The organism is Cohnella sp. AR92 (assembly GCF_003990975.1).
Lineage (GTDB): Bacteria > Bacillota > Bacilli > Paenibacillales > Paenibacillaceae > Cohnella.
In genome coordinates, this window is record NZ_RZJR01000027.1 from 1 (window position 1) to 26,922 (window position 26,922).

The window sequence follows — 26,922 nt, forward strand, 5'->3', positions numbered from 1 at the left end:
CGCTAATAGCGGAGATTGGGGATGCAAAGCAGTTTGAAGATCCAAAACAGTTAGTTGCCTACGCAGGGCTGGATCCGAGTGTGCATAGTTCAGGTCAATTCGTAGCGTCCAGCACTCGCATCACCAAACGCGGCTCTAAACGGCTACGACGCGCACTGTATTTGGCTGTACAATGCGGTATAAGAGGAAGTACGAACGAAAGGCTACGAGCGTACTACGATAAGAAAAGACAAGAGGGCAAGCCCTACAAGGTGACGGTGATTGCTTGCGCCAACAAGCTATTGCATCACATATACGCCATCTTGAAGAAGGGCACGCCCTACACCGCATAATCCATATTTAACCAACATCCTCCGAGCCAACGGAGGTTATTTGGCATGTACAGAATTATAACAAGGTTTTTTCCTAAGACCAAGACGTCAAAGCTTGACAAACATTAGCTGGTTTTTACATTCGGCGCGCAATATGGGAAAATAAGAGAAAACGTTTAGCGAATGGAGGCGAAAGAGATGAACAAGTGGCTGATGTCGATCCTTTATCTGGTCGTTTCCATTTTCCTGACCCGGCTCATTCCCTTCTCTTCTTTCTTCCGCAATCTCGATACGATGATCCACGAATTCAGCCACGCCCTAATGGCTTTGCTCTTATCCGGCAGCGTTCTCAGCGTCGAACTTCATGCCGACCACAGCGGCGTGACCTACTTCCGGCTTGCCTCCTCCTGGAGCCATCTGCCCGTCGCTCTCTCCGGATACATAGGCGCTTCCTTGTTCGCCCTGCTTCTTTTCTACCTGCAATTCTCGAAACGGCAGAAGCTCGGACTGATTCTCATGACGCTCATCGCCGCCGTCCTGCTCCTCTTCTATGTGCATTCGGGCTTCGGCGTTACCTGGCTGATCGGCTTTATCGCTTTGAACGTTCTTGTCTACCTGCAGCGGAAGGACTGGATTCGCAACGGCTACTTCGGCTTGCTCGCGTTCCTCTCGCTGGAAGAGTCGGCGATGGGTCCCTTCACGCTCGTCCTGAACTCCGTTCAGAACGGGAGAACGGCGGGCGACGCCTATTCGCTGGAGGAGATCACCGGCATCCCCGCGCTCATCTGGTCGGTCGGCTTCCTGATCGCCGCTCTTGCTTGCGTCGGGCGCTCGCTCCAGCTGTTCGGCCGCACCGTCAACGGACCTTCCTCCTCTCCCGCCAAACGCGGCACGGGAGCTTGGTCGAACAAGAGATTGGACGTATAATAGGGCGATAGGCGGATTGTAACAGGGGGAACATCTTATGAGCACCATTAAACTTCTGACTACCGGCGGCACGATCGCAATGTCCCACGATGCGAGCACGGGCAAGGTCGACCGTCCATCCAACCAAGTCTTATCCGGCTGGCTGAACGGGGAGATCGCTGTCGTCTCCGAGGACGTCTGCCACCGATCGAGTCCGCAGATGACCATCGTCGAGCTGAACGCCGTGCTTCAAGCGGTGCGCGACAGCCTTGCCGATCCCGGCATCGACGGAGTCGTCGTCACTCACGGCACCGATACCTTGGAGGAGACGGCTTACTTCCTGGATCTGCAGCTGCCTTGGGGCAAGCCGGTGATCGTGACGGGGGCGATGCGAGCCTCCAACGAGGCCGGCACCGACGGGCCGGTCAACCTGATGAATGCCGTCTATGCGGCGGCAAGCGAAAGCTCGCGTTCGAAGGGCGTTCTCGTCGTCATGCAGGATCAAATCCACGCGGCGCGATACGTGACGAAGTCGCATACGTCCAGCCTGCTCGCGTTCCAATCGCCGGAATCGGGCCCGATCGGCTGGGTGCGGAACGGCAAGGCGGAATTCCGTTACGCTCCCGCTCCAGACACCGTCTATGGCGAAGCCTCCGTCTCCTCTCTCGGCTCCGTCATGCTGATCAAAGCCGTTCTCGACATGGGGGCGGAGTGGATCGACTTCGCCATCGGGAAGGGAGCGAAGGGGATCGTGCTCGAAGCGTTCGGCCAAGGCAATGTCCCGCCTTCGCTGCTTCCCGGCATCAAGAGGGCGATCGCGGAAGGAGTCCCGGTCGTGCTCGTCAGCCGATGCATCGGGGGCGAGCCGCAGGGCACCTACGCCTACGAAGGCGGAGGCGCGATGCTGCAGGAGCTTGGCGTCGTCTTCGCCCGCGAGTTGAACGGGCCGAAGGCCCGTCTTAAGCTCGCCGTGCTTCTCGCTTCGGGGAAGAACGAGGCGGATATTCGAGCGGCATTCCAATAAGGCAGGCAGGGCCCGGTCCGGCAAGCGTTCATCGCTGCCGACCGGGCCCTGCTTATCGTTAACGGTATTTGAACATCTCGACGGAGCCGTTCAGCTTCTCCGCCAGATTCGCCAGCTCCTGGGAAGCGGCCGCCGTCTCTTCGGCTGCCGCAGCGGCTTCTTCGCTGATCGCCGCGACCGATTCGATCTCCCTCATCATGTCCGAGGCTCTTGACGCCTGGCTCGTGCAGGATGTCGAGATCTCGTTCACCTTCAGGGAGGTCTCGTTTACCTTCCGGACGATATCCTCGAAGGAGAGCCGCGCCTGCTCGAACTGCGCCAGGCCCTCGCCGACGGAAGTCGAGCAATTCGAGGTGCTGTTCTGCATCCCCCGGATGATCCCCGCTATCTGCTTCGTCGCCGCCCCGCTGCGCTCGGCCAGCTTCCTCACCTCATTGGCGACCACCGCGAAGCCCTTGCCTTGCTCTCCCGCCCGCGCCGCTTCGATAGCCGCGTTCAGGGCCAGCAGGTTCGTCTGTTCCGCGATCTCGTTGATCACTTCGATAATATCGCCGATGCGGGAAGAATCCTGCTCCAACAATTCCATCTGCCGATTGACCTGCTCCATCTTCTCGATGCTGCCGCCGATCATCCGGTTGCCTTCCGTCGCGATGGATACCGTCGTCTGCGACAGCCCCTTCGCTTCGTTCGCGTTGGATGCGACCTGCTGGATCGACGAATCGAGCTCTTCGAACAGGTGAGCCATCGTTCTCGCCCGATCCGCTTGGTCGACGCTCCCCGTCGCCACCTCTTCCGTGCTGGCGGTAATCTGCTGCGAAGAAGAAGCGACGCTCATGGCCGCTTCGTTCACCTGCCCGATCGTCGTCGACAAGGAGGCCAGCATCTCGTTCATGTTCTCGCCGAGCGTCCCCAGCTCGTCCTTCGAAGCGATGCTGAGCCTCGGCCGCAGATCTCCCTGCGCGAGCTGCTTGACAATGCCGGAGATCTTCACGATCGGCCTGGCGTTGTTGCGTCCGAACGCATAAGCAAGCGCAAGGACGGCAAGCGTGACGATGGAAGCCGCGACGATCATGATCTTCATCATCCGCATGACGGGTGCCATCGCTTCGCTGCTCGGTTCCGCCAAGAGCACCGTGAAGCCGTTCCGGGTCGTCGTCGCGAAGCCAAGCTTCTCGACTCCCTTGAACGTATACTCGTAATTGACGCTTTCGCCTGCGGCTGCTTTATGATAGGCCTCCGTCAAACGGGGAATTCCCATCTCTTCGACCGTCTTCTTCAGAGCGATCTCGGGGTCCGGATGATAGACGATCAAGCCGTTGTGATCGGCCATTAGGGCATAACCGGAACTGCCGATCTTCACCTGATTGAATTCCGCGCTGAATTGGGTTATCGGATAGCTTGTCGCATAGAAGCCGTATGCGCGGCCGTCTTGCAGGAGCGGAATCGCGAACGCGATTACCAGTTGGGAGGGATCCGTCACGGATACGATCGGATCGGAGATATAGGTCTTGCCTTCGGCAACCGATGGGATATAGGGCCGCTTGGTCAAATCTTGGGGTTTGCCTTTGTCGTCATAGGCGGTCCGTCCGCTCGGATCGAGAGAGAACGCCGCTCCCGCGAATTCGGGATTCGCGCGCACGAACCGGGTAATGAGCTCTTGATGCATCTTCGCGTCCGTTCCGAAGGTCTCCCCCACCTTCGCCAGCGCCTCCAGCTTCTGCAGCTTCCCCTGAATCTCCAGATCGACCTTCTGCGCGATCGTCTGGCCCTCCAGGGCCAGTTCTTTCTCAATCTGATCCTTCGTCGCCTTGGAGTTCGGAATATACATCGCCAGAGACATGGAAACGACGATCAGGATGGAGATGAGCAGCGTGGACAGCATGTAGCGGACAGCCAGCTTTCTGATGACGAACAACTGCTTTAAGGACCGTTTCTTGTTTACGATCGGTTGCATGCGAACCTTCCTCCGTCTAAGTGGAATTCTCCTTGTAGACCTTGCCCTTCTTAGCAGATTACAAATGCCGGCTCTCGATGTCCCGTTATGTATGCCGTTGCCAACATCTCGATTCTAGGGGCAATGTATTAGGAAAATTAAGCCGTGATTATTTTAGGATTATTAAGAAATTCTCCGAGGATTGCTAGCCATGGAAGATTCGGGGCGGACAGTTGTTTGCAAAATCCCGAACTGCTCCCGTACCCTCGACAATCTTCCCTAACAAGTGTTAGACAGCCGTTTGAATCCCTAACAGTTGCCGGTACGCGCAAATTCATGCGCCATCCGATTGCTCTCATCCTACTTCCTGTCAAAATATCCCTATCCCTGTCTTGGGATAATTCCCCTTTACCCGGAACCAATCCATTGTATAATGAGGGCAAATATGTCGAAAAACCACGAAGCGGGTGTCGAATGGGATTCCTCTATTATTTCGCTCAATGCAGCGCCTTGATGATCAGTTTCGTTTTTATCCTGAGGTGGATCTTTCCCTACTCCTCCAAGCTGTCCCCGCGAACGCGATCGCTCCTCTTCGGTCTGATCTTCGGCGTCATGGGCGTCTTCGCCATGCTCACCCCTTACAAAACGAGTTTGCTCCTCGACGTGCGGCTCGAATGCATCTACTTCTCCAGCGTGTTCGGAGGGCCGCTGTCCGTGCTGCTGACCTCCGTTATCCTCGGGGTGTACAGGCTGTTCCTCGGAGGCTCCGTTCTGATCGGCATCTGCCTGATCGCGAGCGGCACCCTCATCAGCCTTGCCGCTTATTACGTCCGCCTCCGCTACCCCCGTCTACTGGACAAGTACTCCATTCTGGTCGGCCTTCTGCTCGGTGTCCAATCGATCATCTGGGTCTATATCGGGCCTTTTGAAGTGGCTGACTGGTACTTCCGAGACTATTACCTGCCTTATGCCCTTTTCCATACGCTAGCGATTCCGTTCTTCTATTCTCTAATCTCCTATGCCATCAAGAGATTCGAGATCGAGAAGCAGCTCCGGGACAGCGAAGCCTCTCTGCTACACTATAAGGACAATCTGGAAGAACTGGTCGAGGCTCGTACGTTGGAGCTGGCGGCCAAGAACAAGCAGCTCAAGGAAGCGAAGGAAGCGGCGGAGACGGCGAACCGGACCAAGGGGGAATTCTTGGCCAATATGAGCCACGAGATCCGTACTCCTCTGAATGCCGTGATCGGGCTAAGCCACCTGCTGCAACGAACGGAGTTGACCGAACAGCAGCAGGGGTACGTCGACAAGACCCTTCTCTCCGCCAAGAATCTGCTGTCTCTTATCAATGACGTGCTGGACTTCTCGAAGATCGAAGCCGGCAAGGTCACGCTCGAGCGGATCGAATTCGATCTGTACGAGGTGCTGAACCAAATCTCGAACCTGGTCGGCTTCAAGGCTTACGACAAAGGGCTCAAACTGAGCTTCTCGATTCACCACGAGGTTCCGCAGATGCTGATCGGCGACCCGTTCCGCTTGATCCAAGTGCTGCTGAACCTGTCCAACAACGCGGTGAAGTTCACCGATCGGGGAGAGATCTCCTTCGAGGCGAGCGTGTTGGAGAAGGACGACAGCGGGTACCTTCTTGAGTTCGCCGTGAGAGATACGGGGATCGGGATTCCGAAGGAGCAGCACCATAAGCTGTTCCGCGAGTTTACCCAGACCGACATGTCGATCACGCGCGTCTATGGCGGAACAGGGCTGGGCCTTGTCATTAGCAAGAACCTAGTCCAGCTCATGGGGGGCGGCATCAAGGCGGAGAGCGAGGAAGGTCGGGGAAGCCGGTTCGTCTTCACCGCGCGGTTCGGACGCTATGAAGGCTCGGCGTTCATGGACAAGATGGAGAATGCTCCGCTGCAGGCCCTTCGAGTCTTGACTATCTGCGACAACGCCGAGATGAAGCTCGTCATGAAGAGCCAGCTGGAGCAGATCGGCTTCGTCATCCATTCGGTCGAGACCGGCGCCGAAGCGATAGCGCTTCTGCTTCGAGGGGAACGCTACGACCTGGTGCTTATCGATTGGAAGCTGCGGAGCGAGAACGCGGTCCGGCTGTCCGAGCAGCTGAAGAGCGAGGCACGGGAAGGGGTTCCGATCATCGTGCTCGTCAGCGCCTACCATGAGCCCGAGTGGGAATCTCTCGTACAGTCGTCAGCCATCGAGAAGGTTCTCCATTACCCGATGAGCCAGTCGCAGCTCTACAATGAGATGGTCGTCCTGTTCCAGGAGCACTTCGTCAGGAAGCAGAACCTGAAGGAAGCCGACCGGTCCGAGAAATTCGCCGCGCTCCATCACTCTACGTTACTGCTGGTCGAAGACAACGAGATCAATCAGCAGGTCGCCCTCGAGCTGCTTAAGGACGTAGGCGCCCGCGTCGATGTCGCCTCGAACGGACTTGAAGCGGTCAAGCTTGCGGAGAATACTCGTTACGACGCTATTCTTATGGACCTCCAGATGCCGGTGATGAGCGGCTACGAAGCGGCCCGGAAGATCCGCGGAGGCGGAATGTGCGCGGAAGCTCCGATCATCGCGATGACCGCCGACGCTTTGAAGAGCGTCGAGGATGAAGTGTATCGAGCGGGGATGAACGCGCATATCACCAAGCCGTTCGATCCGATCCAATTGTTCGGCGTGCTGCAGCGGATGATTCGATCCTCGAGAGCCGGCGGCCGCCCGACGGAGTCGCCGGCCGGTCCACTGCCCGAGCAGACGCTGCCGGATCTGCCGGGCCTGGACGTGATCGCTTCGATCAAGCGGCTGAACCGGAATCGTGAGCTGTATCTGAGAATATTGCGGACGTTCGAACAGCGGAACTCCGAGTCGATCGAGGAGATACGGGACGCGCTGCGAAGAGAGGACAAAGAGGCTGCCCTCCTTTTCGTTCATTCCTTGAAAGGAGTCGCCGCCAACATCGGCGCTTCGGGATTGGCCGAGGCGACCGTACTTCTCGAAGACTCGATCAAGGAGGACGATGCGGACGGAACGGAACGCCATTTGCAGGAGACCGCCGATCGATTGAACGTTGTCCTTCGGTCGATTTCTCAGTTGGTTCATTGACTCCTATTACATGACAAATGGCGGCACGGGGAAGAGTCCCGTGCCGCCATTCTCTGTCGTTGCCTTATCGACGGCCTCCGCCGCCGCCCATGCCATGACCGGTATTGGCGGTGGTGACGCCGGATTCGTTGATCCAAGCCGAGACGCTCTCGAGCTTGAATTCCACGACCTTCGTTCCTCCCGAGTAAGCGCCGTCCGCGTACAGCCCGTTCGTCGCCGTGCCGTTAGACGTGCCGCCCGAGTAGATCGTATAGGTCTCGCCTTGCTTCAGGTCCGGCGAGCTGATAACGAAGGACGTGTAATCCTTGGCCGGCGCGAAGGTCGCGATCGTATTGCCTTGGCTGTCTTCCACGTGAACGAGCGTGCCGGCCGTTTGAGTCGACGAGTACGTCATGATGAACGCGGATTGGCTGGAATCCTCCGAAGTGGATTGCGCCATGCCGGAGCTGCCCGCTCCGATCAGAAGCCCGCCCGTCATCGCGAAGTCGCCGTCGTAGTCGATCGTGCCGTTGCCGTCGTTCGTCGGGCCGCTCACGATGACCGTGCCGCCGCTCATCTCGATATCGCCGTTCGAATCCAGTCCGTCTCCGCCGGCATTGACGGTAAGGCTGCCGCCGCTGACGCTGACATGAGCGTTCGTGCCCGAACCGTTTACGCCGTCGTCGGATGCCGTGACGTTCATTTCGCCTCCGGAGACGACGATGGTCGCCGCTTCAAGCCCTTCGTAGCTGCTCTTGATATCCAGCTTGCCGCCCGCGATCGTCAGAACCGTATCGGCGTGTACCCCGTCGTCGCCGGACTGGATGCCGAACGTCCCGCCGTTCACGGTAACCGCCCCGTTGCTGTGCAGCGTATCTTCGGCGGAGTCGATCGTGAAGTCGCCGTCGTTGATGACGAGATTGACTCCGGCCTTCAAGCTCTTGGAGCTGGTCGACTCTTCCGTGCCCGCATCGGCGGCGGAATCTCCGTCCTCCGTCGCCGCTGCCGGCGAGTCCCCGGCGTTCGCGGCCTCATCCGGAGCCGCCCCGTTCATCTGGCCGCCGTCCGGAGGAGCCAGCATCTCGTCCGATCCCATGTCCGGCGGAGTTCCCATCGGTTGACCGTCGGGCCGTCCTCCGCGCCCGCCGCCGAAGCCGCCTCCCATGCCTCCGCCAGGTCCGTTCTCCGTCTTGGCGACGGCGTTCGCGATGCCGCCGCCAGTGCTTAGATCGTACGTCCCTCCGTCCACCAGCAGAGTCGTCTCCGCTTGAATTCCGTCATTGCCGGAAACGATATGGAAGGTTCCCCCTCCGATGGCGATAACGCCTTTGTCCGCGTCCTTGTCGTTGGACGACTTCATTCCGTCGCCGGTCGCTTCAATGTCGAACGTCCCGGCTTTAATCGCGATCAAATCCTTGCCGACGATGCCGTCGTCCGCAGCCTTGATCGTATAGGTCCCTTCCGCGATCAGCAGATCGTCCTTGCTGGCGATGCCGTCCTTGTCATTCGCATGGACCGTCAGGCTGCCGGTTCCGTTGATCGACAGATCGTCCTTGCTGAAGATAGCCGCGGTCGGTTCGTCGGAATCGGCCTCCAAGGCATAAGTCGATCCGTCCGTGACCGTGTTCTTCGTCCCCGTCGCCAGCGTGATCACCGTCTTATCCGCCGACTTCACGTAGATCGGCGCGTTGTCGCTGTCCGTGATGTCCACTCCGTTCAGCACCAGCCGAACCCGATCCTCCTCGCCGGCTTCGACGACGATCTGCCCGTCGCTAAGCGTACCGCTCAGAATATAGGTACCCGCCGCCGTTATCTTCACCGAACCGTTCTCGGCGGCGGCTCCCGCCCCGCTTATCGTCGCGTCCGAGCCACCGAGGGAAATCGTCGTGGCCCCGGAGGCGCTCCAATCCGACGCCGTATCTTCTTCATCGAAGGTTACCAGGTCCGACATCTTCAAGTCGGTCGGCTGGCTTGCAACGGTACCGTCATAGGATGCGGTCGTCCCTTGAACCGTAGTCGCCGCATCCGTGTTGCTCCCGTTATTCGCGGCCGTGTTGCCGCATCCCGCCAAGACGGCCATGCTCATCAGGGCAATGGCTAATCGCTTGCGCGCTGTCGTCTCTCTCATTCCAATCATCCTCTCGGTTTATTTTCCGATTAAAAGTCGCTGTTTAGCGCCGGGCTCATCGTCAAAGAAAGATCCAGATTGCCGTTGCGGGTCCGGATCGCGTCCAGGAACTGCTTCTGGTCGACCTCTTCGTGCAGAGTCACTTCATAGACAAGCTCGTAAAGGCTGCCCAGCTCGGTCGTGCGGATCTTCTTCAGCTCGTAAGCCACTCCGAAGTAGCCGAACACTTCGGCGAACGCTTCCTCGTAGCTCAGATTCTCCGGAATGGTCACTTTCAGCGTCTTCTGCCGCGAGTTTCTCGCGCCGAAGTTGAACCGGTTTAGAACGAACATCAGGATACACAGAATAAGCGTGAACAGAACGGCATAGTCGTAGTGCTCCGTGCCGCTGGCCAGGCCCGCCGCCATCGTGAACAGCACGAATGCGATATCCTTCGGGTTGCCCGGCGCGCTGCGGAACCGGATGATCGAGAAGGCGCCGGCCAAGCTGAAGGCGCGGGCGATGTTGCTGCCGATCAGCAGGATGATGATGGCGACGATGGCGGGAAGCAGAACCATCGTAAGGGCGAAGCCTTGCGAATAGCTCTGGACGTTCGTCTTCATGTACGTGAAGCTGATGATTCCTCCTAGCGCAAGCGAGACGAAAATCGTGATCAACGCGGTGCCAAAAGTAAGGGTAGAGGTCGTCGTGTCGGTTAACAGGGATTCAAGCATAGTGCGTCTTCTCCTTCGCGATTCGGTTTCGAACCATTTTCTTATACTCGTTGCCGTATTTCGAGAAGCTGGTGCGGTATAGCCCGTGCTCGGACAGCAGCTTCGCCAGCCAGGTCGGGACCGTCTTCTCGGCCTTCACTTCCATCAGCCATTGGCCCGGCTCGAGCAGCTGCTCGCCGTAATCGCCTTGCTCCAGCTTAAGATCGTGACGCCGGCAGCGGATATTCGTGTCGAACGTGATCCGCAGATCGCGGCTTTCCTTGCTGAAAAGCGCTTTGCGATCGTAGGAAAGGTACAGCTTCGGCCGCAGATCCTTATAAAGCTTGAGGATGTAGCCGATCTCGCCGACCACCTGCGCATTCATGTAGCTCTTGAGCTCCGGCGCCCGTTTGGATCGGACGAACTCGTACGCCTCGTGCAGCTTCAATGCCGTCCTTCTTTTGTTCACGAGCCCGTTGAACTTCTTCTTGATCTCCAGGTACACCTTCGCGTCCTCGTTCGGAACGCCGTAAGCCCGCAAGCGGAGTTTCTCCTTGTACTTCGGCTTCATCAAGCTTGTCCGAATCATCGTGTCGTGCTCCGTATCGAAGTACAGGTTGCTGATGGAGTAGAACTCGTTCTTGTTGTATTCGTCCTTCTCCATATAGGCCAGCAGCGCGTCGTAGAAAATCAGGTAAGTCTCGTGATCCATCAGGTACTTGTTCTCGTGGCGGTTAAACACCTCGATTGCCATCTCGCCTCAGATCCTCTCGCATGAAGTGGTGCTGCCCGATATGTCCGTATCATAGCTCCCGAACCTTTAACGAAACTTAAATGAATTTACATTCCGATAACAATCGCGATCGTTAAGGTTCATTAAAGGTGATCTTGCTATAATGAAGGCACGATAGAGAAGCCTAATTCATTAGAGGATGAAAAAAAACGCCATGAGAATTTTAATCGTCGAAGACGAGCAGCACCTCGCCGAGGCGCTCTCCCAGATCCTTAAGAAAAATCATTATTCCGTCGATGCCGTTCACGACGGGCGGTCCGGCCTGGACTACGCGTTAAGCGGCATCTACGACCTGATTCTGCTGGATATCATGCTGCCGGAGATGGACGGAATCCGCGTTCTGAAGGAGCTGCGGCAGAACGGCCATTCCGTGCCGGTCATTCTGCTCACGGCGAAGGGCGAGGTCGACGACCGGATCGCGGGCCTTGACCACGGCGCCGACGACTACGTCGCCAAGCCGTTCTCCACCGGCGAGCTGCTCGCCCGCATTCGGGCAGCGCTTCGCCGCAAGGGCGAGGTCGTGCCGGATCAAGCGCTGAAGTTCGGGGATATCGAGCTGAACTCGGCTAGCCTCAAGCTGAGCTCCGGCGGCAAGGAGATCAAGCTGAACTTGAAGGAGAGCGAGCTGCTGGAGCTCTTGATCCTTCGCAAAACGAGCGTTACGTCCAAGGAACAGATTATCGAGAAGCTGTGGGGATTCGATTCGGAGGCCGAGCACAACAACGTGGAGGTGTACGTCTCCTTTCTTCGCAAGAAGCTGCTCTTTCTGGAATCCAAGGTGCGAATCGGCACCATTCGGGGAGTCGGCTACGTGCTGGAGGGGAATGCCTGATGTTCAAGAAGCTGCGCAATCGGCTCCTCGTCGTCAATCTTGTCATTATCTCCATTATCATGCTGGCCGCCTTCGCCGCCATCTACACGATCACGTATCGGAACACGCAAGGAGATATCCGGATGGATCTGTCCCGGGTAGCCGATTCCTACCACAAGAGCAATGACGGCAGCGGACCGAGAGGCGGGCGGCCGGACAGCCTGCAGCCGCGTTTCGGGGAGAACGGGGGCAAGGGCGGCATGCCTCCGTTCGAGAGGTCGGTGTCCTTCATGCTGCTGACCGACGACAGCCTGACGATGACCGGAAGCCAATCGCCATTCGATATCGAGGCCGACACCGACGTGTACCAACAAGCGCTGGACGAAGCGAAGGCCATCGGCAAGGATACCGGGCAATTCGCGTTGGACGGCAGCCGTTGGGCGTTTACCAAGGAGAGGAATCCCTCTTCCGGATACATGTACGTCTTCCTGGATATCAGCGCCCGGCAGGAGATCCTGACCAACCTGATCTATACGTTTCTGGCGGTCGCGGCAGCGACGCTTATCGTCATCTACTTCACCAGCCGCTACTTCGCCAACCGGTCGATCGCTCCTATCAAGGAAGCGTTCGAGAAGCAGAAGCAATTCATCGCCGACGCCTCCCATGAGTTGAAGACGCCGCTAACCATTATCGGCACCAATGCGGACGTTCTTATCGCCAACAGCGAGGACACGATCGGGAATCAAGCGAAGTGGCTTCACTACATCAAGTCGGAGACGGAGAGAATGGCCCGGCTGACGGGCGATCTGCTGTTCCTGACGCAGATGGACGATTCCCGGGAAGCCGAGCTGTTCGCCGCCTTCGATATCAGCGACGCGATCGAGAATGTGCTCCTCGCCATGGAAGCCGTCGTCTTCGAGAAGCGCATTCGCCTGGACTACGACATTGAACCCCGCTTGAAGGTATACGGCAGCAGCGAACAGATCAAGCAAGTCGCCATGATCCTGCTCGACAATGCGATCAAATACACGAAACCGGAAGGGGCCATCCTCCTTACGCTTAAGAAGCAAGCCGGCGAAGTCGCGCTGAGCGTGTCGAACACGGGAGAAGGCATCGCGCCGGAGCATCTGACGCGGATCTTCGACCGCTTCTACCGGACGGACGCATCCAGAGCCCGCCGGCAAGGCGGCTACGGCCTCGGTCTCGCGATCGCCAAGTCCATCGTCGAACGGCACAAGGGCAGAATCCTCGCGAGAAGCACGATTGGCGAGTCGACGACATTCTCCGTTTATCTAAGCAGCGCGGCAAGCAAATAACCGAAAAGACGGAATGACGGAATGCCGGTCCTGGAGATAGCCAGGCCGGCTTTCGTTTTGCCAGGAGATGGATATCTCCTAACACTTCTTAAACAAATACCCGTTTTTTTCATATGGAATAGAAGATGTTTCCAAACAATTATCCTTTAAGATGGGAGCATAGCGGACCAAAGGTCCGATCCGAAATTCCCGGCTACTCGAAGATAAAGGAGAATCGACGTTATGACCACGCAGCATATCGATCCGTTTCTGGAATCGGCCAGCAGCATCCTAGGCATGTTTCAATTCGCTCCGCAGATCGGGGAATCCACCAAGCAGGAGAAGCCGCTCACCGGCAAGGAAATCATCACGGTAATCGGGGTTACCGGCCATCTGCGGGGGCAGGTGTATACCGGCATGTCGACCGACGATGCGCTCCGAATCGTGTCCGGCATGATGGGAGGGGCTTCCGTGACGGAATTCGACGACATGGCGCTCAGCGCGATCTCGGAACTCGCCAACATGATCTGCGGGAACGCCGCGATCCACCTGTCGCAGACGGGCGTCACGCTCGACATCTCGCCTCCTACCGTCATCACCGGCAGCGGGATCGGGGTCATGGCATCCAAGATGAACATGACTTCGGTGCCGATTCATATGGACGGAATGGACGGCCTCGAGATCTGCTTGGCCCTGGAAGTTTGAACGAGCGAGAAGAAATAAGGACAAAGGCGGTAGAACGACTCGATGGCAAAAATATTGGTTGTAGACGATGCGGCCTTCATGAGAATCATGCTAAAGGACATTCTGTCCAAGGGAGGCCACGAAGTGGTCGCGGAGGCCGCCAATGGCCTCGAAGCGATTGAGCAATACGGCATCTCCAAGCCCGATCTGGTCACGATGGACATCACGATGCCCGTGATGGAAGGAATCGACGCGGTGAAGCAGATCCGGCAGTCGGATCCGAGCGCCAAGATCATCATGTGCTCCGCCATGGGCCAGCAGACGATGGTCGTTCAATCGATCCAGGCGGGCGCCAAGGACTTCATCGTGAAGCCGTTCCAGCCCGATCGCGTGCTGGAAGCGATCGATAAGGTGCTGGCTTAAGCAAAAGAGATTCCCTCGTATAAGACGCAGGGAATCTCTTTTACCTTAACCCCCGAAAGGCTCGTCGGCAATCTTGATCGAATCCGTCGGACAGCCGTCCTGCGCATCCTGCATATCCTCGAACAGCTCCTCGCCGATTGCCGTTATCCCCCGATTGTCGTCGCCGCCGAAGATAACCCCCGCCAGTCCCTCGTCGTCGTAATCGTAAATATCGGGCGCCGCGGCGCCGCATGCCCCGCAAGCGATGCAAGTATCCTTGTCCACCCATGAGTACTTAGCCATGCTGAACTCTCCTCCCGTTAACGATGTTTTGTCCAAAGTAGAACGGTTCGCATCCTGCGTCAATTCGTCTTCCGCAATTTTGTTAAAAGAATCAGGCACAGCGCCTCTTTTTAGTGAAATAAACGGTGGAAACCGTAATACGAATGGCTAGCTATCCGAAACTATCTCCTTATTTTTTCGTCAAATATATACATGATTTTGTAAATCATCACCTTTAATGGCATATCATGACGATTTGGAAATGAGGTTGGCAAATGAGCGAAGCTAGTCTGGGATCACGCGTTCAGAAGCGTAAGAACAAGAGAAAGAAGCGAATTTTGGCTATCGGTTGCTGCATTTTGCTGCTCTTGGCCGCCGGAGTCTACCTATTAAGGAAAGAAATCGGCTGGTTCGTCTTCGACCATGTCGTTTCTCCCGGAATCGAGAAGACGCTGGATAACGCTTATGAGCCCCTTCCCGGGAGGGAAGTGCCTACGGCATCCGGATCGAAGCCTTACGCCGTCTTACTGCTGGGCGTCGATCAGAGAAAGCAAGAAAAAGGGCGATCCGACACGATGATCTATACCGTCGTTCGACCCAAAGAGAAGAAACTGTTCATGGTCTCTATCCCAAGAGACTCCTATGCCAAGATTATGGGGACCTCGCGCAAAAAGGAGTATTACGACAAGATCACCCATGCTTACGCACACGGCGGAGCTTATTCTTCCGTAACGACGGTGGAGGAATTGCTCGCCAACCGGGTCGATTATTACGCCGCTATCAACTTCAAGGGGGTGGAGGAGACCGTCGACTCGCTCGGAGGTTTGCGTCTTCCGATCGCCAAAGACCTCGTCAACGACGATGCCGACCATGAGAAGTTCTTAATCAAGGGCGGCCAGAAATTATACGACGGCAAGGACTCTTTGAATTATGTCAGATATCGGGAGGATGCAGGCGGCGATATCAATCGGACCCACAGGCAGGTTGAGTTCATCCATGCGGCGATCTCCCGGATGATCGAGCTGAACAATCTGACCAAGATCCCCGATATCATGAATTCTCTCGGCGACACGCTAAAGACCGACATGCCGCCTTCCGAGATCATGGACAACGCCAAGACCTTTTTTGAACACGGCGATAACTTTATCGACAGCTACACGCTGCCCGGGACAGGCGGGAAACGGGATGACGGGATCTATTATTACAATCTGGACGAGGATGCGCTTAACAAGGTAAAGGCGGAGATTGGCTTGTGGCTGGACCCGAATACGAGCTTGGCGGAGCTGGAGACAGGCTTAGATCAAACACCAACGACTTAACCGCGGCTTGCGGTAACACTAAGACTAGAAACGTTTGCTATAGCCGGTATGAGGACTCCGTTTTGGAAATTTACGTTAGAATCCGATAGGCACCAATCGGAGCCTGTAAGGGTCTCCAATCTCCGCTACGATTCAGGCGAGAAGAACGGTCCATTTCCTTAAAGGAAATAGGCCGTTTTTCTCTTGTTAAATTCCTTATATTACAGTTTGCAATAAATCCACAAACTCCCATTTAGATGTGATATAATGCCTTTGTTTTCTTTCCGGGAGGCTGTCAGTCCATCATTCCATTCTACAAAAGCCGGTGATCAAAATGTTTCAGCTGAAGTGGTTATGGCACAATTTATTGGGGGACCGAACGAGGTACATCCTCGCGCTCTGTCTCTCCGTGGTGGGATCTTCGCTCACCATCATCAATCCTTACCTCGGCCAGCGGATCGTCGATACGTTCATAACGGGCGGCGACGCGTTGACCAACCTGACGGACAAGAGAGGACTGCTGATCGGGCTGTGCATCGGCATGATCGGATTCTCCTTGCTGCGCACGGGCCTGTCCTACTTCACGACGCTTCTTTATGAACGCGCTTCCCAGAACATGCTGTATCGGATCCGGATCTATCTGTATAACAAAATCCAGGGACAGGACATGAGCTACTACGACCGCAACCGCACCGGGGACCTCATGACCAAGATGACGGGCGACCTCGATATGGTGCGGCACACCATGGCGTGGATCATCAAGACGATCATCGAGTCGCTGACGGTGTTCCTCGCCGCGGTCGTCTACTTCTTCTACATCGACGTCGAGCTCACGCTGTGGCTGCTGATCCTGTCTCCTCCTATTTTCATCGTGGCCTTCCTCTTCGCCAAGCGCGTCCGGCCGATGTATATCGACCTTCGGGAACGCCTGTCGCAGCTCAACACGACGACCCAAGAGAACATCGCGGGCAACCGAGTCGTGAAAGCGTTCGCTCGCGAGGAGTACGAAGTCCAGAAGTTTACGGAGAAAAACGTCCACTATGCCTCGGCGAACAAAGCCGCCGCGATGGTGTGGCTGGATTACTTTCCTTATCTCGAGACGCTGGCCCAAGCCTTCAACGTCATCCTGATGATCGTGGGCGGCTTGTTGGTCATGGACGACCGCATCACGTTCGGCGAATTCTCCGCCTTCACCGCTTTGATCTGGGGACTGTCCAACCCGATGCGCAACATCGGCATCATCATCAACGACATCCAGCGCTTCTTCGCCAGCTTGAACAAGATCGTCGACATCTATTACTCCCATCCGGGTATCGTCAACGAGCACAAGCCCATCGTCAAGCGCCGGTACCAAGGACGCATCGAATTCGATCGCGTGAGCTTCAAGTATAACAACGCGATGGTGCTCGAGAATATCAGCTTCGCCATCAATCCCGGCGAGACGATCGCCATCATGGGCGCGACGGGCTCCGGCAAAACGACGCTCATCAACCTGATCCCGAGGTTCTACGACGTAACGCAAGGCCGGGTGCTGATCGACGGCACCGACGTGCGCAAGCTGGAGCTCGACGAGCTGCGCGGCAATATCGGCGTGGCCACTCAGGATGTGCTTCTGTTCTCCGATACGATCGACGGCAATGTCGCCTACGGCAATCCCGATCTGTCGGAAGAGGAGGTTATGAAGTTCGCCCGGTTGGCCGCCGCGAACGACTTTATCCGGAAGATGCCGGAGGGCTACGACACGATTATCGGCGAGCGCGGCGTCGGCTTGTCCGGCGGGCAGAAGCAGCGGATCGCGCTGGCCCGGGCGCTGGCCGTTCAACCGCCGATTCTTATTCTCGACGACACGACCTCCGCGGTCGACCTGGAGACGGAGGAGCATATCCAGAAGAGCTTGAGGGAGCTCGAATTCGATTGCACCAAGATCATTATCGCCCAGCGCGTGTCGACGACCGCCAGCGCGGACCGCATCCTGATCTTGGACAACGGCCGAGTTATCGAAGACGGCACCCATGCGGAGCTGTTAGCCAAGAAAGGCTATTACTACGAAGTATTCATGCTGCAGAACGAAGGCATTGGAAGGCAGGCGACCGCTCATGGCCAGAAATAAATTCGACATCGACGAGGATTTGGAATCGCCATTCGATATCAAGCACTTCCGGCGCGCGCTCGTTTACATCAAACGCCAGAAGTCCCCGATGATCGTCGCGTTCGTGCTCAGCATATTATCGGCGGGGATCGCGCTCTCCGCGCCCCTGATCGTACAGCACGTCGTCGACGTGACGATTCCGGCCAAGGACAAGTCCGGACTCGTCTTCTGGGCGCTGCTCACGCTCGCGACGATCGTCGCAAGCGTCATCCTGGCCACGATTCGTTCGCGCATCATGACCCGCGTCGGACAAGATATTATCTTCGATATCCGCACGGACCTGTTCAAGCACCTGCAGGAGCTGCCGTTCCAATATTACGACGACCGCCCTCAGGGCAAGATTCTCATCCGGGTCGTCAACTACGTCAATTCCGTCTCGGACGTGCTGTCCAACGGCATCATCAACTTTATTCTCGAGATCCTGAACCTGATCTTCATCGCCGCCTTCATGTTCGCCGTCAACGTGAAGCTGTCGCTCATCATCCTGGCGGGCTTGCCGGTCTTCATCGCCATCATGCTGCTCATCAAGACCAAGCAGCGCCGGGCCTGGCAGGCGGTATCGAACAAGAGCTCCAACTTGAACGCTTACCTGCAGGAGAGCATCAGCGGCATCCGCGTCACCCAGCTCTTCACTCGGGAGGAGCGCAACGAAGAAGTCTTCACTAGACTGGCGGGCAACTATCGCAACGTCTGGATGAGGGCCATGTACTTCAACTTCCTGATCCCGTTCTCCGTGGACAATCTGGCGACGCTGGTCGCGACGGCCATCTACTTCGTCGGCCTGGTCAGCCTGGGACCGGAGGAAGTCACCTTCGGCGTCATCCTGGCGATGAGCAGCTATGCCGCCCGCTTCTGGCAGCCGATTCTTAACTTATCTAACTTGTACAACGGCTTCATCAACGCCGTCGCTTACCTGGAACGCATCTTCGAGACGCTCGACGAACCGGTGACGGTCACCGACGTGAAGGACGCGCATGAGCTGCCCGCCATCAAGGGCCGCGTCACCTTCGACGACGTCACCTTCGCCTACGATCCCGGCGTCAACATCCTGGAGCACCTGAGCTTCGACATCAAGCCGGGCGAGAGCGTCGCGCTTGTCGGACCGACGGGAGCGGGCAAGACGACCGTCGTCAACCTGATCTCGCGCTTCTATAACATCACCGGCGGCAAGATACTCGTCGACGGCTACGACATCGCGGAAGCGAAGCTCAAGTCGCTGCGCAGCCAGATGGGCATCATGCTCCAGGACAGCTTCATCTTCTCCGGCACGATCCTGGATAACATCCGTTACGGACGTCTCGACGCCACCGAAGAAGAAGTCATCGCCGCGGCCAAGGCCGTATGCGCCGACGAGTTCATCCGCGAGTTCGAGCAAGGCTACATGACCGAGGTCAACGAGCGCGGCTCGAAGCTGTCCCAAGGCCAACGCCAACTCATCTCCTTCGCCCGCACGCTGCTCGCCAACCCGCGCATCCTCATCCTGGACGAAGCGACTTCCTCCATCGATGCCCGGACCGAGCGCCTGCTGCAGAAGGGACTCAACGAGCTGCTCAAGGGCCGAACCTCGTTCATCATCGCGCACCGCCTGTCCACGGTCAAGAACTGCGACCGCATCATGTATGTCGCCGACAAAGGCATCGCCGAGAGCGGCTCCCACGACCAGCTCATGGCCCTTCGCGGCAGATACTACAAACTGTACAGCGCTCAGAAGATGGAGGCTTAAGGCTTCCCAAGCGCAGCGATAAGCCCCCGATCGGCGATTCGATCGGGGGCTATTTTTTCATTTCAGCAGGCCCATCATCGACGATTGAAGGATAGCTGGAATCGTGATAGACTTTTTCTCGTTCTAGTAGAATGATTACGCGTTGGAACGGCCGGTAATATCTTCGAATCCGTTATAGAGGATAGGCGGGAAGAAATGGGAAATGGAAGTATTAGGTATAGAATCGAAACCGTCTTTTTATATGTCGTTTTCATTTGTTACATTCTCTTTTTATATAAATTATTGCTCAGAGTTCCGCTTTGGGATTTGTTTAATAGCCATAGGACTGTAGACAGAGCAATCAATCTCATTCCTTTTCAGAGTATAAAGGAATATGTATTCAGCAGCTCGGCCACTATAAAAGATTTCGCTTTTGCTAATGTGGGCGGCAACATCATTGTCTTTATTCCTCTCGGCACCTATTTGACATTGTTCAAAAACAACAAAAGAGTAATGACCAATCTGCTATTTATCATCGTAGCGAGTTTATTTATTGAAATCATTCAGGGACTTTTGGGCATTGGAACATCCGATATTGATGACATCATTTTAAATGGTTTGGGTGGATTCATTGGTATTTTAGGGTACAAGTTTTTATTGTTTATCTTGCGAGATGGTAAAAAGGTACGTACTGCAATTACAGTGCTATCAGCAATGGGATTACCTGTTTTATTATTTTTATTATTTGTGGTAAGAATGCGCCTCTGAATATCTTTATTGAGTAAGCGCACGAAAGCCGACATAAACCCCGAATCAAAAAGGACCTTCTCCAAGTCATGGAATATGACTTAAAGAAGGTCCCTGTTCTTGCTTACTTCAAATCAAACCGATCCGCGTTCATGACCTTGACCCAAGCCGATACGAAGTCGCGAACGAACTTCTCGGCGTTGTCATCTTGCGCGTATACTTCGGCTACCGCGCGCAGGACGGAGTTCGAGCCGAAGACGAGATCGAAAATCGTCGCCGTGCGGACGACTTCGCCCGTCTTGCGGTCGCGTCCTTCGTAGACGCCGCCTTCGACCGGCTTCCATTGCAAGCCCATGTCGAGCAGATTCACGAAGAAGTCGTTCGTCAGCGTCCCGACGCGGTCGGTGAAGACGCCATGCTTCGTGCCGCCGTAGTTGGCGCCCAGAACGCGCAGGCCGCCGACCAGGACGGTCATCTCCGGAGCGCTCAGGTTCAGCAGCTGCGTCTTGTCGATAAGCAGCTCGGCCGGGCTTACGCCGTAGGCCTTCTTCTGATAGTTGCGGAACCCATCGGAGACCGGTTCCAGCACGGCGAAGCTCTCGACATCCGTTTGCTCTTGGGTCGCATCGCCGCGGCCCGGCGCGAACGGAACGGTTACGTCGAAGCCGGCATCGCGCGCCGCTTTCTCTACCGCGGCGCTGCCGCCGAGGACGATAAGATCGGCCAGGCTGACTTGAACGTCCGAATCGTGCTGAATGGCTTCCAGAATCGCAAGCACCTTGGCCAGCTGCTCCGGCTGGTTCGCTTCCCAATCCTTCTGCGGAGCCAAGCGGATGCGGGCGCCGTTCGCGCCGCCGCGCTTGTCGGAGCCGCGGAAGGTGCTCGCCGACGCCCAAGCCGTCGCGACCAATTCGCCGATCGTCAAGCCGGAATCCAGGATCTTGGACTTGAGCTCTTCGATATCCGCGTCCGTCAAATTCGCATTGCCGGCAGGAATCGGATCCTGCCAGATCAGTTCTTCCTCCGGCACCTCCGGTCCGAGGTATCGGGAGACTGGCCCCATGTCGCGGTGCGTCAGCTTAAACCAGGCGCGCGCGAACGCATCCGCGAACTCGTCCGGATTCGCGTGGAAGCGGCGGGAGATCTTCTCGTAAGCCGGGTCCACGCGCAATGCCATGTCCGCGGTCGTCATCATCGTCTTAACGCGGATGGACGCGTCTTCCGCATCCGGCGCCAGATGATCCGCATCCGGATTGACCGGAGCCCATTGATGCGCTCCCGCCGGGCTTTTCGTCAGCTCCCATTCATAGCCGAACAGCATGTCGAAGTAGCCGTTGTCCCACTGGGTCGGATTCGCCGTCCAAGCTCCTTCGATGCCGCTGGTAATGGTGTCGCGGCCCTTGCCGGAGCCGTGCGTGCTAATCCAGCCTAAGCCCAGCGCTTCGACAGGAGCGCCTTCCGGCTCCGCTCCGACGAGGGCGGCGTCTCCCGCTCCGTGCGCCTTGCCGAACGTATGGCCGCCGGCGACGAGCGCGACGGTCTCTTCGTCGTTCATCCCCATCCGCTTGAACGTATCGCGGATATCGAAGGCGCTGGCGTGAGGATCGGGCTTGCCGTTCGGCCCTTCCGGATTCACGTAGATCAGGCCCATCTGAACGGCGGCCAGCGGGTTCTCCAGGCTGCGCTCACCCGAATAGCGGTTATCTCCCAGCCATTCCTTCTCCGCGCCCCAGTAGACGTCCTCCTCCGGATGCCACACGTCCTCGCGTCCGCCTCCGAAGCCGAACGTGCGGCCGCCCATCGATTCGATCGCGACATTCCCCGTCAGAATGAACAAGTCCGCCCAGGAGATTTTGTTCCCGTATTTCTGCTTGATAGGCCATAGCAGCCGGCGAGCCTTATCGAGGTTGCCGTTGTCCGGCCAGCTGTTCAGAGGAGCGAAACGCTGCGTGCCGGAGCCCGCTCCCCCGCGTCCGTCGCCCGTACGGTAAGTACCCGCGGAGTGCCAGGCCATCCGGATAAAGAAAGGACCGTAATGGCCGTAATCGGCCGGCCACCAATCCTGGCTGTTCGTCATCAGGTCGCGAAGGTCCTGCTTAAGCGCTTGATAGTCTAACTTCCGGAATTCCTCCGCATAATCGAAATCGTCGCCCAGAGGATTCGTTTTGCGGTCATGCTGATGCAGGATGTTCAGATTCAACTGGTTAGGCCACCAGTCTTTATTCGATGTGCCGATTGGCTGATGATTGGTCACGCTGCCGTGCGAGAATGGGCATTTGCCAGCGGTGGTGCTAACTTTAGCGTCCATCGTACCTCTCCCATCACTTTTTAGATTAAATAGTAGATTATAATAACTACAATCTATTATATAGGATGACCCCCATCAGAAATCAATACATTTGTCGCTTCTTCATCAAACCTTCAGAAACCGAAAGATTTAGCCATGACCCTTATACTCCTTCCTTAATTCATCGACCAACGCCGATACCGATTGAATTCGTTTAACGGAGCCTACGCCCTGCCCGGCCGACCAGATATCATTCCAGGGCTTCGGACCTTTCGCATGGGTGCGCGACCAGTCGAAGTCCGCCTTGCCCGGAAGGCGCTCCGGATCGAGGCCCGCTCTGCGAATGCTGGGGATCAAGTAATTCGCGGGAACGCCGCTGAATACATCCGTATACACGACGTCTTCGATCGTCGACTGAACGAGCATCTTCTGAAAATCCGGATGAGCCCTGCTCTCGCGAGTCGCGATAAACCGAGTTCCCATGCTGACCAGGTCCGCGCCGAGCGCCATTGCCGCGGCGATATCCCGCCCGGTGGAGATTCCGCCCGCCAGGATGATCATCCCGTCCCAGAACTCCCGCACCGCATTTCACGAAGGCAAAAGGATTCAGCTGTCCGCCATGCCCTCCCGCTCCGCTGCAGACGAGAATGAGCCCATCGGCTCCTCTTTCCGCCGCCTTCCTGGCATACTTCACATTCACGACGTCCGCGAACACGAGTCCTCCGTAAGCATGAACCTCATCCGTTACGAGACCGGGATACCCCAGTGAGGTAATCGCGATCGGAGGCTGGTACCGCTGAATGAGAGACCGTTCATCCTCCAGTCTGGCATTCGTTCGATGGACGGCGACATTGACGGCCCATGGGGCTATCCTCTTGTCGGGATCCCGCGCGCGTGCCTCCGACAGTTCCTTGACGATCTGATTCATCCAACTCTCCAAATCCTCCATCGTACGCGCATTCGCTAGCGGGATGGCGCCGATTATTCCCGCCTTGCATCCGGCGATCACCATCTCGGGACCGGAGACGAGGAACATCGGAGCCATCACGACCGGAAGCTCCAACCGCGAAGCGAGCTCGACAGGCAGCTTACCCGACACAGGCGACCATCCTCTCGGCTTAAGGCTTGATTCAGATGCATACGCTCCTTGGCACAAAGCTATTCCGACGAATAATCATCCGGTTGCTTCTACGAGGAAATTTTCGACGCGGACAACCCAATCCCTTCCACATGATGCAAAACAAACCCCCGACCGGATAGGCCAGGGGCTTGCTTAACGTTTGTATTCTCCCGTATGCTGAGTTACTCGCGACAGAGAAGCGGACCGACCGAGCCGACTTCTTCCCCATCTTCGACTAGCTGTCTTACGGCGACGTTCTGCTCCTGATCCGGATGATCAAGCGGGTAGACCCGAGCCACTTCCGAATCCTCGTCGACGTGCTGAATATAAACCGGTTGGCCATCCAACGTCACGTTCGCCATGATCGGCGATCCGGCGATCTCCGAAGCGCGCTGCACATTCATCGTTCGATTCCATCCTTTCCTTCGCGTGAGCTACGTTTCAGTATTTTCGTAAGGAAGTCGGGCTATTCCGGGTTCTCGATTGACGATAACCATGAATAAGAATGGCTTCCCTTGAAAATGACTATTGTACTCAAAATAAAGGAGAGCTTCCCATGACCGAAAAGGACCGCACGAGAAATCAAGAGGAGATCGAACCGAGCAAAGCCAAGCCTGTCAACGGAACCGCCGACGAAGAGGAGAACACGGCTGATTTGGAGAACCAATTCCTATATCCCACGATCGAACCTCATTACCGTAACGATGTAAAATGACGACAACAAAAAATCCCCTGCCATAGGCAAGGGATCTCATCATTTAAGTTATGGTGCGGTCGAGAGGACTCGAACCTCCACGAGATTGCTCCCGCCAGCCCCTCAAGCTGGTGCGTCTGCCATTCCGCCACGACCGCATATGATTCTTCGGAAGAGCAACTTCTTGCTCATCTCCAAAAGGCACTATTGTAGTATAGGCGTTTCGCGAGCAAAAGTAAAGGGCGGGAGAAATAGTCGAACTTTTAAAATATCTTCCCCCGCTCAATATGCCTGTAGATCGGTTAGATTAGCGCAATCGCCAGCAGCGTGAACAGCGACAACGCGAGGATGCCCCCGGCCCCCCAGCCGTAACCAAAGCCCGGTCCCCAAGCAGACAAGGTCAGCTCTCCGCCCGGGCGCAGGTAAAGGTTATCCCTGTCCACATCCACGACGACTCCTTCAATGCAGCCGTAATGGGTGTGAACGCGCACTCTTCGGTTCATGTGGCTCAAGCACAGATGATACATATCCATTCGAATCCCAACCTCCTCTGCATGTGCTCGCATGGCTAGTATCAAGGTATGGGATTCGTCCCCTCTAAGCTTGGATGGAGACGCGAAATGTGCTATGTTCATAACGCCCCGTAGGGGCTAGTGCTGCTGCCGGCATGGATCGTTCTGGATCGAACATTTCGAAACCCCAAAATTTGCTTCAATATGGATCTCTAATGCCCACAATAGCCTCTAATCTAAAATTCGACCTCTCGCGGCATTACATTTCCTGCTGTCTCGCAAGCGGAAGTCTCACCGTGAACGAAGTTCTTCCATGGTCGCTCGCCGCGGAGATCGCTCCATGATGCAGCTCGACGATGTTCTTGGCAATCGCGAGGCCGAGTCCCGAGCCGCCCGTATTCCGCGAACGGGATTGCTCGCCTCGATAAAACCGTTCGAATAACAATGGAATAACGGAGGCCGGCAAAGGCTCGCCGTAATTCGCGAACTCAACGACGGCTTGCCCGGAGTCTCTCCATGCCGAGATATCGATCCGCCTGCCATCCTTGCCATACTGAATCGCGTTGACGATCAAGTTCTCGAACACCCGGACAAGCTTGTCCCCTTCCGCGTCGACGAAGATCGGTTGATCGGGAAGAGACAAGAGGCACTCCATCTCCGCCTGTTCGAATTGCAGCCGGAATTGGGCCGCCAATTGCCCGAGCATCCGGGCGAGATTGATCGGTGTCAGCCGCAGCCCCATTCCGCCGCTCGTCCTCGTGAATTCGAATAAATCGTCAATCATCGTTTTCAGGTACATCGTTTTCTCGTACGCGATTCGAACGTAATGCCTCAGTTCCACCTCATCCCGGTAACGATCCTCTTCAATAAGCCCTAAGTATCCTACAATGGAAGTCAGCGGCGTGCGGAGATCATGGGACACATTCGTAACCAACTCAACCTTCGTCCGCTCGGCGCGCCGTTCCTCCTCGATAGACTGCTTCAGCTGCGCCGTCATGGCATTGATATTTGCCGCCAATACCCCGAGCTCATCATCCCCCCGAATTGGAAAGCGGTAATCGAAATTTCCCGCGGCGATCCTTTCGATCCCCTTCGAGATTTCCATCAGGTATTGAACGGTCGAACGGCTGAGCATGAACAAATAGAAAATAAAAAAGACAAGACAGGTTGAGGTAAACATGACCGGAAAACCGATCTCGTCCCTAATCAGCAGCAAGAGCGAGGCGAAGTAAGGAAAATCGGCCTTGTACGCGGCGATCGCGAACAAGACAAGGAATCCGGCCGTCATGGCGGAAGCCAACGCGCTTAAGCCGAACAAATTCAGCATTTTGAAACGAAGACTCTTCCAAGGTTTAATGTTCAATTTTGTACCCTACTCCCCATACGGTCTGGATCAGCTTGACGCCTCCCAGCTCGCTCTCCAATTTATCGCGAAGCTTGCTGATATGAACCATGACGGTGTTGGTGGACTCCAAGAATTTATCCTTCCATACCGCTTCGAATATGGCCTCCGCACTAAACACTTGCCCGGAATGGCTTGCCAGCAAGTACAAAATATCGAACTCCGTCGAGGTTAAATTAACGTTCCGGCCCTCCACCGTAACCGTATGCGATTTCTTGCTTATATTCACGGAATGAATCTGAATTTCGTCTTGATCCTTAGCCGGTTGAATCTGCGCGTTCAAATACATGGACCTGCGGAGCAGCGACTTCACTCTGGCGATCAGCTCGAGGGCATTAAACGGCTTGACCATATAATCGTCCGCCCCCGTCGTCAGCCCCATGATTTTATCCATATCCTCGGCTTTGGCGCTTAACATCAGAATCGGAATACCGTGCTCCGCGCGCACCGCCCGCACGACCTCCAGGCCGTCCATCTCCGGCATCATGACGTCGAGGATAATCAACTGGATGGATTCCTTGGCGATTAAATTCAATGCCTCTCGGCCATTGCTTGCCGTGAGCACCCGATAGCCTTCATTGGTTAAATAGATTTTGATCAGTTGGGCGATTTCAAGATCGTCGTCCGCGATAAGGATTTGAATGGGATTCATGGGAT

The 26,922-nt window shown here is 56.2% G+C and carries 24 protein-coding genes, 1 tRNA gene and 1 pseudogene; 13 read left to right on the top strand and 13 right to left on the bottom strand.

The features are described from left to right. The 3 genes from ELR57_RS27100 to ELR57_RS27110 all read left to right on the top strand — a co-directional run. Window positions 1–332, top strand: a 332-nt coding sequence (locus tag ELR57_RS27100; RefSeq protein WP_148125569.1) for a transposase, incomplete at its 5' end; no start/stop codon positions are given. 177 nt (window positions 333–509) lie between these two features. Beyond that, window positions 510–1,238 carry a M50 family metallopeptidase gene (locus ELR57_RS27105; RefSeq protein ID WP_126962961.1) on the top strand — a complete coding sequence of 243 codons (729 nt, stop codon included), beginning with the start codon at window positions 510–512 and terminating at the stop codon, window positions 1,236–1,238. 37 nt (window positions 1,239–1,275) lie between these two features. Beyond that, complete coding sequence (locus ELR57_RS27110; RefSeq protein ID WP_126962963.1) at window positions 1,276–2,241, top strand: asparaginase; 966 nt, start codon at window positions 1,276–1,278, stop codon at window positions 2,239–2,241. Window positions 2,242–2,299: 58 nt separating this feature from the next. Here the strand turns inward: ELR57_RS27110 and ELR57_RS27115 are convergent, their stop codons facing one another. Further along, window positions 2,300–4,195 carry a methyl-accepting chemotaxis protein gene (locus tag ELR57_RS27115; protein WP_126962965.1) on the bottom strand — a complete coding sequence of 632 codons (1,896 nt, stop codon included), beginning with the start codon at window positions 4,193–4,195 and terminating at the stop codon, window positions 2,300–2,302. A gap of 453 nt (window positions 4,196–4,648) precedes the next feature. Between ELR57_RS27115 and ELR57_RS27120 the strand changes: the two genes are divergently transcribed. Next, complete coding sequence (locus tag ELR57_RS27120; RefSeq protein ID WP_158630195.1) at window positions 4,649–7,288, top strand: response regulator; 2,640 nt, start codon at window positions 4,649–4,651, stop codon at window positions 7,286–7,288. 64 nt (window positions 7,289–7,352) lie between these two features. Here ELR57_RS27120 and ELR57_RS27125 read toward each other — a convergent pair whose 3' ends face one another. From ELR57_RS27125 to ELR57_RS27135, 3 genes are read right to left on the bottom strand one after another with little or no spacing between them, the layout of a single operon-like run. Next, a complete protein-coding gene (locus ELR57_RS27125; RefSeq protein WP_158630196.1) occupies window positions 7,353–9,395 on the bottom strand; it encodes a carbohydrate-binding domain-containing protein in 2,043 nt (680 codons plus the stop codon). Between the two features lie 29 nt (window positions 9,396–9,424). Then, on the bottom strand, window positions 9,425–10,108 hold the full coding sequence (locus tag ELR57_RS27130) for a DUF4956 domain-containing protein (protein WP_126962971.1): 684 nt from the start codon (window positions 10,106–10,108) through the stop codon (window positions 9,425–9,427). Further along, the gene (locus tag ELR57_RS27135) at window positions 10,101–10,841 is read right to left on the bottom strand and encodes a polyphosphate polymerase domain-containing protein (protein ID WP_126962973.1); all 741 of its coding nucleotides are present in this window, start codon (window positions 10,839–10,841) and stop codon (window positions 10,101–10,103) included. The genes ELR57_RS27130 and ELR57_RS27135 overlap by 8 nt, the downstream gene beginning before the upstream one ends. Window positions 10,842–11,034: 193 nt before the next feature. Between ELR57_RS27135 and ELR57_RS27140 the strand changes: the two genes are divergently transcribed. The 4 genes from ELR57_RS27140 (at window position 11,035) to ELR57_RS27155 (ending at window position 14,093) form a co-directional block, all read left to right on the top strand. Then, window positions 11,035–11,712, top strand: coding sequence for a response regulator transcription factor (locus tag ELR57_RS27140; RefSeq protein ID WP_126962975.1), 678 nt, complete (start codon window positions 11,035–11,037; stop codon window positions 11,710–11,712). Next, window positions 11,712–13,007 (top strand): sensor histidine kinase, encoded by a 1,296-nt coding sequence (locus ELR57_RS27145; RefSeq protein WP_126962977.1) that lies wholly within the window; start codon window positions 11,712–11,714, stop codon window positions 13,005–13,007. The genes ELR57_RS27140 and ELR57_RS27145 overlap by 1 nt, the downstream gene beginning before the upstream one ends. Window positions 13,008–13,229: 222 nt before the next feature. Beyond that, window positions 13,230–13,691, top strand: a complete 462-nt coding sequence (locus ELR57_RS27150) for a chemotaxis protein CheX (RefSeq protein ID WP_126962979.1) — start codon at window positions 13,230–13,232, stop codon at window positions 13,689–13,691. 42 nt (window positions 13,692–13,733) lie between these two features. Next, window positions 13,734–14,093, top strand: coding sequence for a response regulator (locus ELR57_RS27155; protein WP_126962981.1), 360 nt, complete (start codon window positions 13,734–13,736; stop codon window positions 14,091–14,093). A 45-nt stretch (window positions 14,094–14,138) separates the two neighbouring features. On the opposite strand, the gene ELR57_RS27160 is transcribed toward ELR57_RS27155, so the two are convergent. Beyond that, on the bottom strand, window positions 14,139–14,375 hold the full coding sequence (locus ELR57_RS27160) for a ferredoxin (RefSeq protein ID WP_126962983.1): 237 nt from the start codon (window positions 14,373–14,375) through the stop codon (window positions 14,139–14,141). A gap of 254 nt (window positions 14,376–14,629) precedes the next feature. On the opposite strand from ELR57_RS27160, the gene ELR57_RS27165 reads away from it, so the two are divergent. The 4 genes from ELR57_RS27165 to ELR57_RS27180 all read left to right on the top strand — a co-directional run bounded on the left by ELR57_RS27165 (window position 14,630) and on the right by ELR57_RS27180 (window position 20,271). Beyond that, the gene (locus ELR57_RS27165) at window positions 14,630–15,673 is read left to right on the top strand and encodes an LCP family protein (RefSeq protein WP_126962985.1); all 1,044 of its coding nucleotides are present in this window, start codon (window positions 14,630–14,632) and stop codon (window positions 15,671–15,673) included. 313 nt (window positions 15,674–15,986) lie between these two features. Beyond that, entirely contained in the window at window positions 15,987–17,762 is a 1,776-nt protein-coding gene (locus ELR57_RS27170) for an ABC transporter ATP-binding protein (RefSeq protein WP_126962987.1), read from the top strand. After that, window positions 17,749–19,524 (top strand): ABC transporter ATP-binding protein, encoded by a 1,776-nt coding sequence (locus ELR57_RS27175; protein ID WP_126962989.1) that lies wholly within the window; start codon window positions 17,749–17,751, stop codon window positions 19,522–19,524. The genes ELR57_RS27170 and ELR57_RS27175 overlap by 14 nt, the downstream gene beginning before the upstream one ends. A 195-nt stretch (window positions 19,525–19,719) precedes the next feature. Further along, window positions 19,720–20,271, top strand: coding sequence for a VanZ family protein (locus ELR57_RS27180; protein WP_126962991.1), 552 nt, complete (start codon window positions 19,720–19,722; stop codon window positions 20,269–20,271). 103 nt (window positions 20,272–20,374) lie between these two features. On the opposite strand, the gene katG is transcribed toward ELR57_RS27180, so the two are convergent. The 4 genes and pseudogenes from katG to ELR57_RS27195 form a co-directional block, all read right to left on the bottom strand. Beyond that, entirely contained in the window at window positions 20,375–22,558 is a 2,184-nt protein-coding gene (gene katG / locus ELR57_RS27185; RefSeq protein WP_126962993.1) for a catalase/peroxidase HPI, read from the bottom strand. Between the two features lie 129 nt (window positions 22,559–22,687). Beyond that, window positions 22,688–23,098 carry an NAD(P)H-dependent flavin oxidoreductase gene (locus ELR57_RS28710; protein ID WP_370452381.1) on the bottom strand — a complete coding sequence of 137 codons (411 nt, stop codon included), beginning with the start codon at window positions 23,096–23,098 and terminating at the stop codon, window positions 22,688–22,690. 109 nt (window positions 23,099–23,207) lie between these two features. Next, window positions 23,208–23,582, bottom strand: a pseudogene (locus ELR57_RS28715) (NAD(P)H-dependent flavin oxidoreductase); the annotation flags it as partial. A gap of 257 nt (window positions 23,583–23,839) precedes the next feature. Further along, window positions 23,840–24,061 (bottom strand): H-type small acid-soluble spore protein, encoded by a 222-nt coding sequence (locus ELR57_RS27195; protein ID WP_126962995.1) that lies wholly within the window; start codon window positions 24,059–24,061, stop codon window positions 23,840–23,842. Window positions 24,062–24,213: 152 nt separating this feature from the next. Between ELR57_RS27195 and ELR57_RS27985 the strand changes: the two genes are divergently transcribed. Beyond that, entirely contained in the window at window positions 24,214–24,372 is a 159-nt protein-coding gene (locus ELR57_RS27985; RefSeq protein WP_158630197.1) for a hypothetical protein, read from the top strand. A gap of 51 nt (window positions 24,373–24,423) precedes the next feature. Here the strand turns inward: ELR57_RS27985 and ELR57_RS27200 are convergent. From ELR57_RS27200 to ELR57_RS27215, 4 genes are all read right to left on the bottom strand, one after another. Further along, window positions 24,424–24,509: transfer RNA gene (locus ELR57_RS27200), tRNA-Leu, on the bottom strand. A 144-nt stretch (window positions 24,510–24,653) separates the two neighbouring features. Continuing rightward, entirely contained in the window at window positions 24,654–24,884 is a 231-nt protein-coding gene (locus ELR57_RS27205) for a hypothetical protein (RefSeq protein WP_126962997.1), read from the bottom strand. Between the two features lie 238 nt (window positions 24,885–25,122). Continuing rightward, a complete protein-coding gene (locus ELR57_RS27210) occupies window positions 25,123–26,226 on the bottom strand; it encodes a sensor histidine kinase (RefSeq protein WP_126962999.1) in 1,104 nt (367 codons plus the stop codon). Further along, complete coding sequence (locus ELR57_RS27215; protein WP_126963001.1) at window positions 26,216–26,917, bottom strand: response regulator transcription factor; 702 nt, start codon at window positions 26,915–26,917, stop codon at window positions 26,216–26,218. The genes ELR57_RS27210 and ELR57_RS27215 overlap by 11 nt, the downstream gene beginning before the upstream one ends. Window positions 26,918–26,922 lie beyond the last annotated feature (5 nt).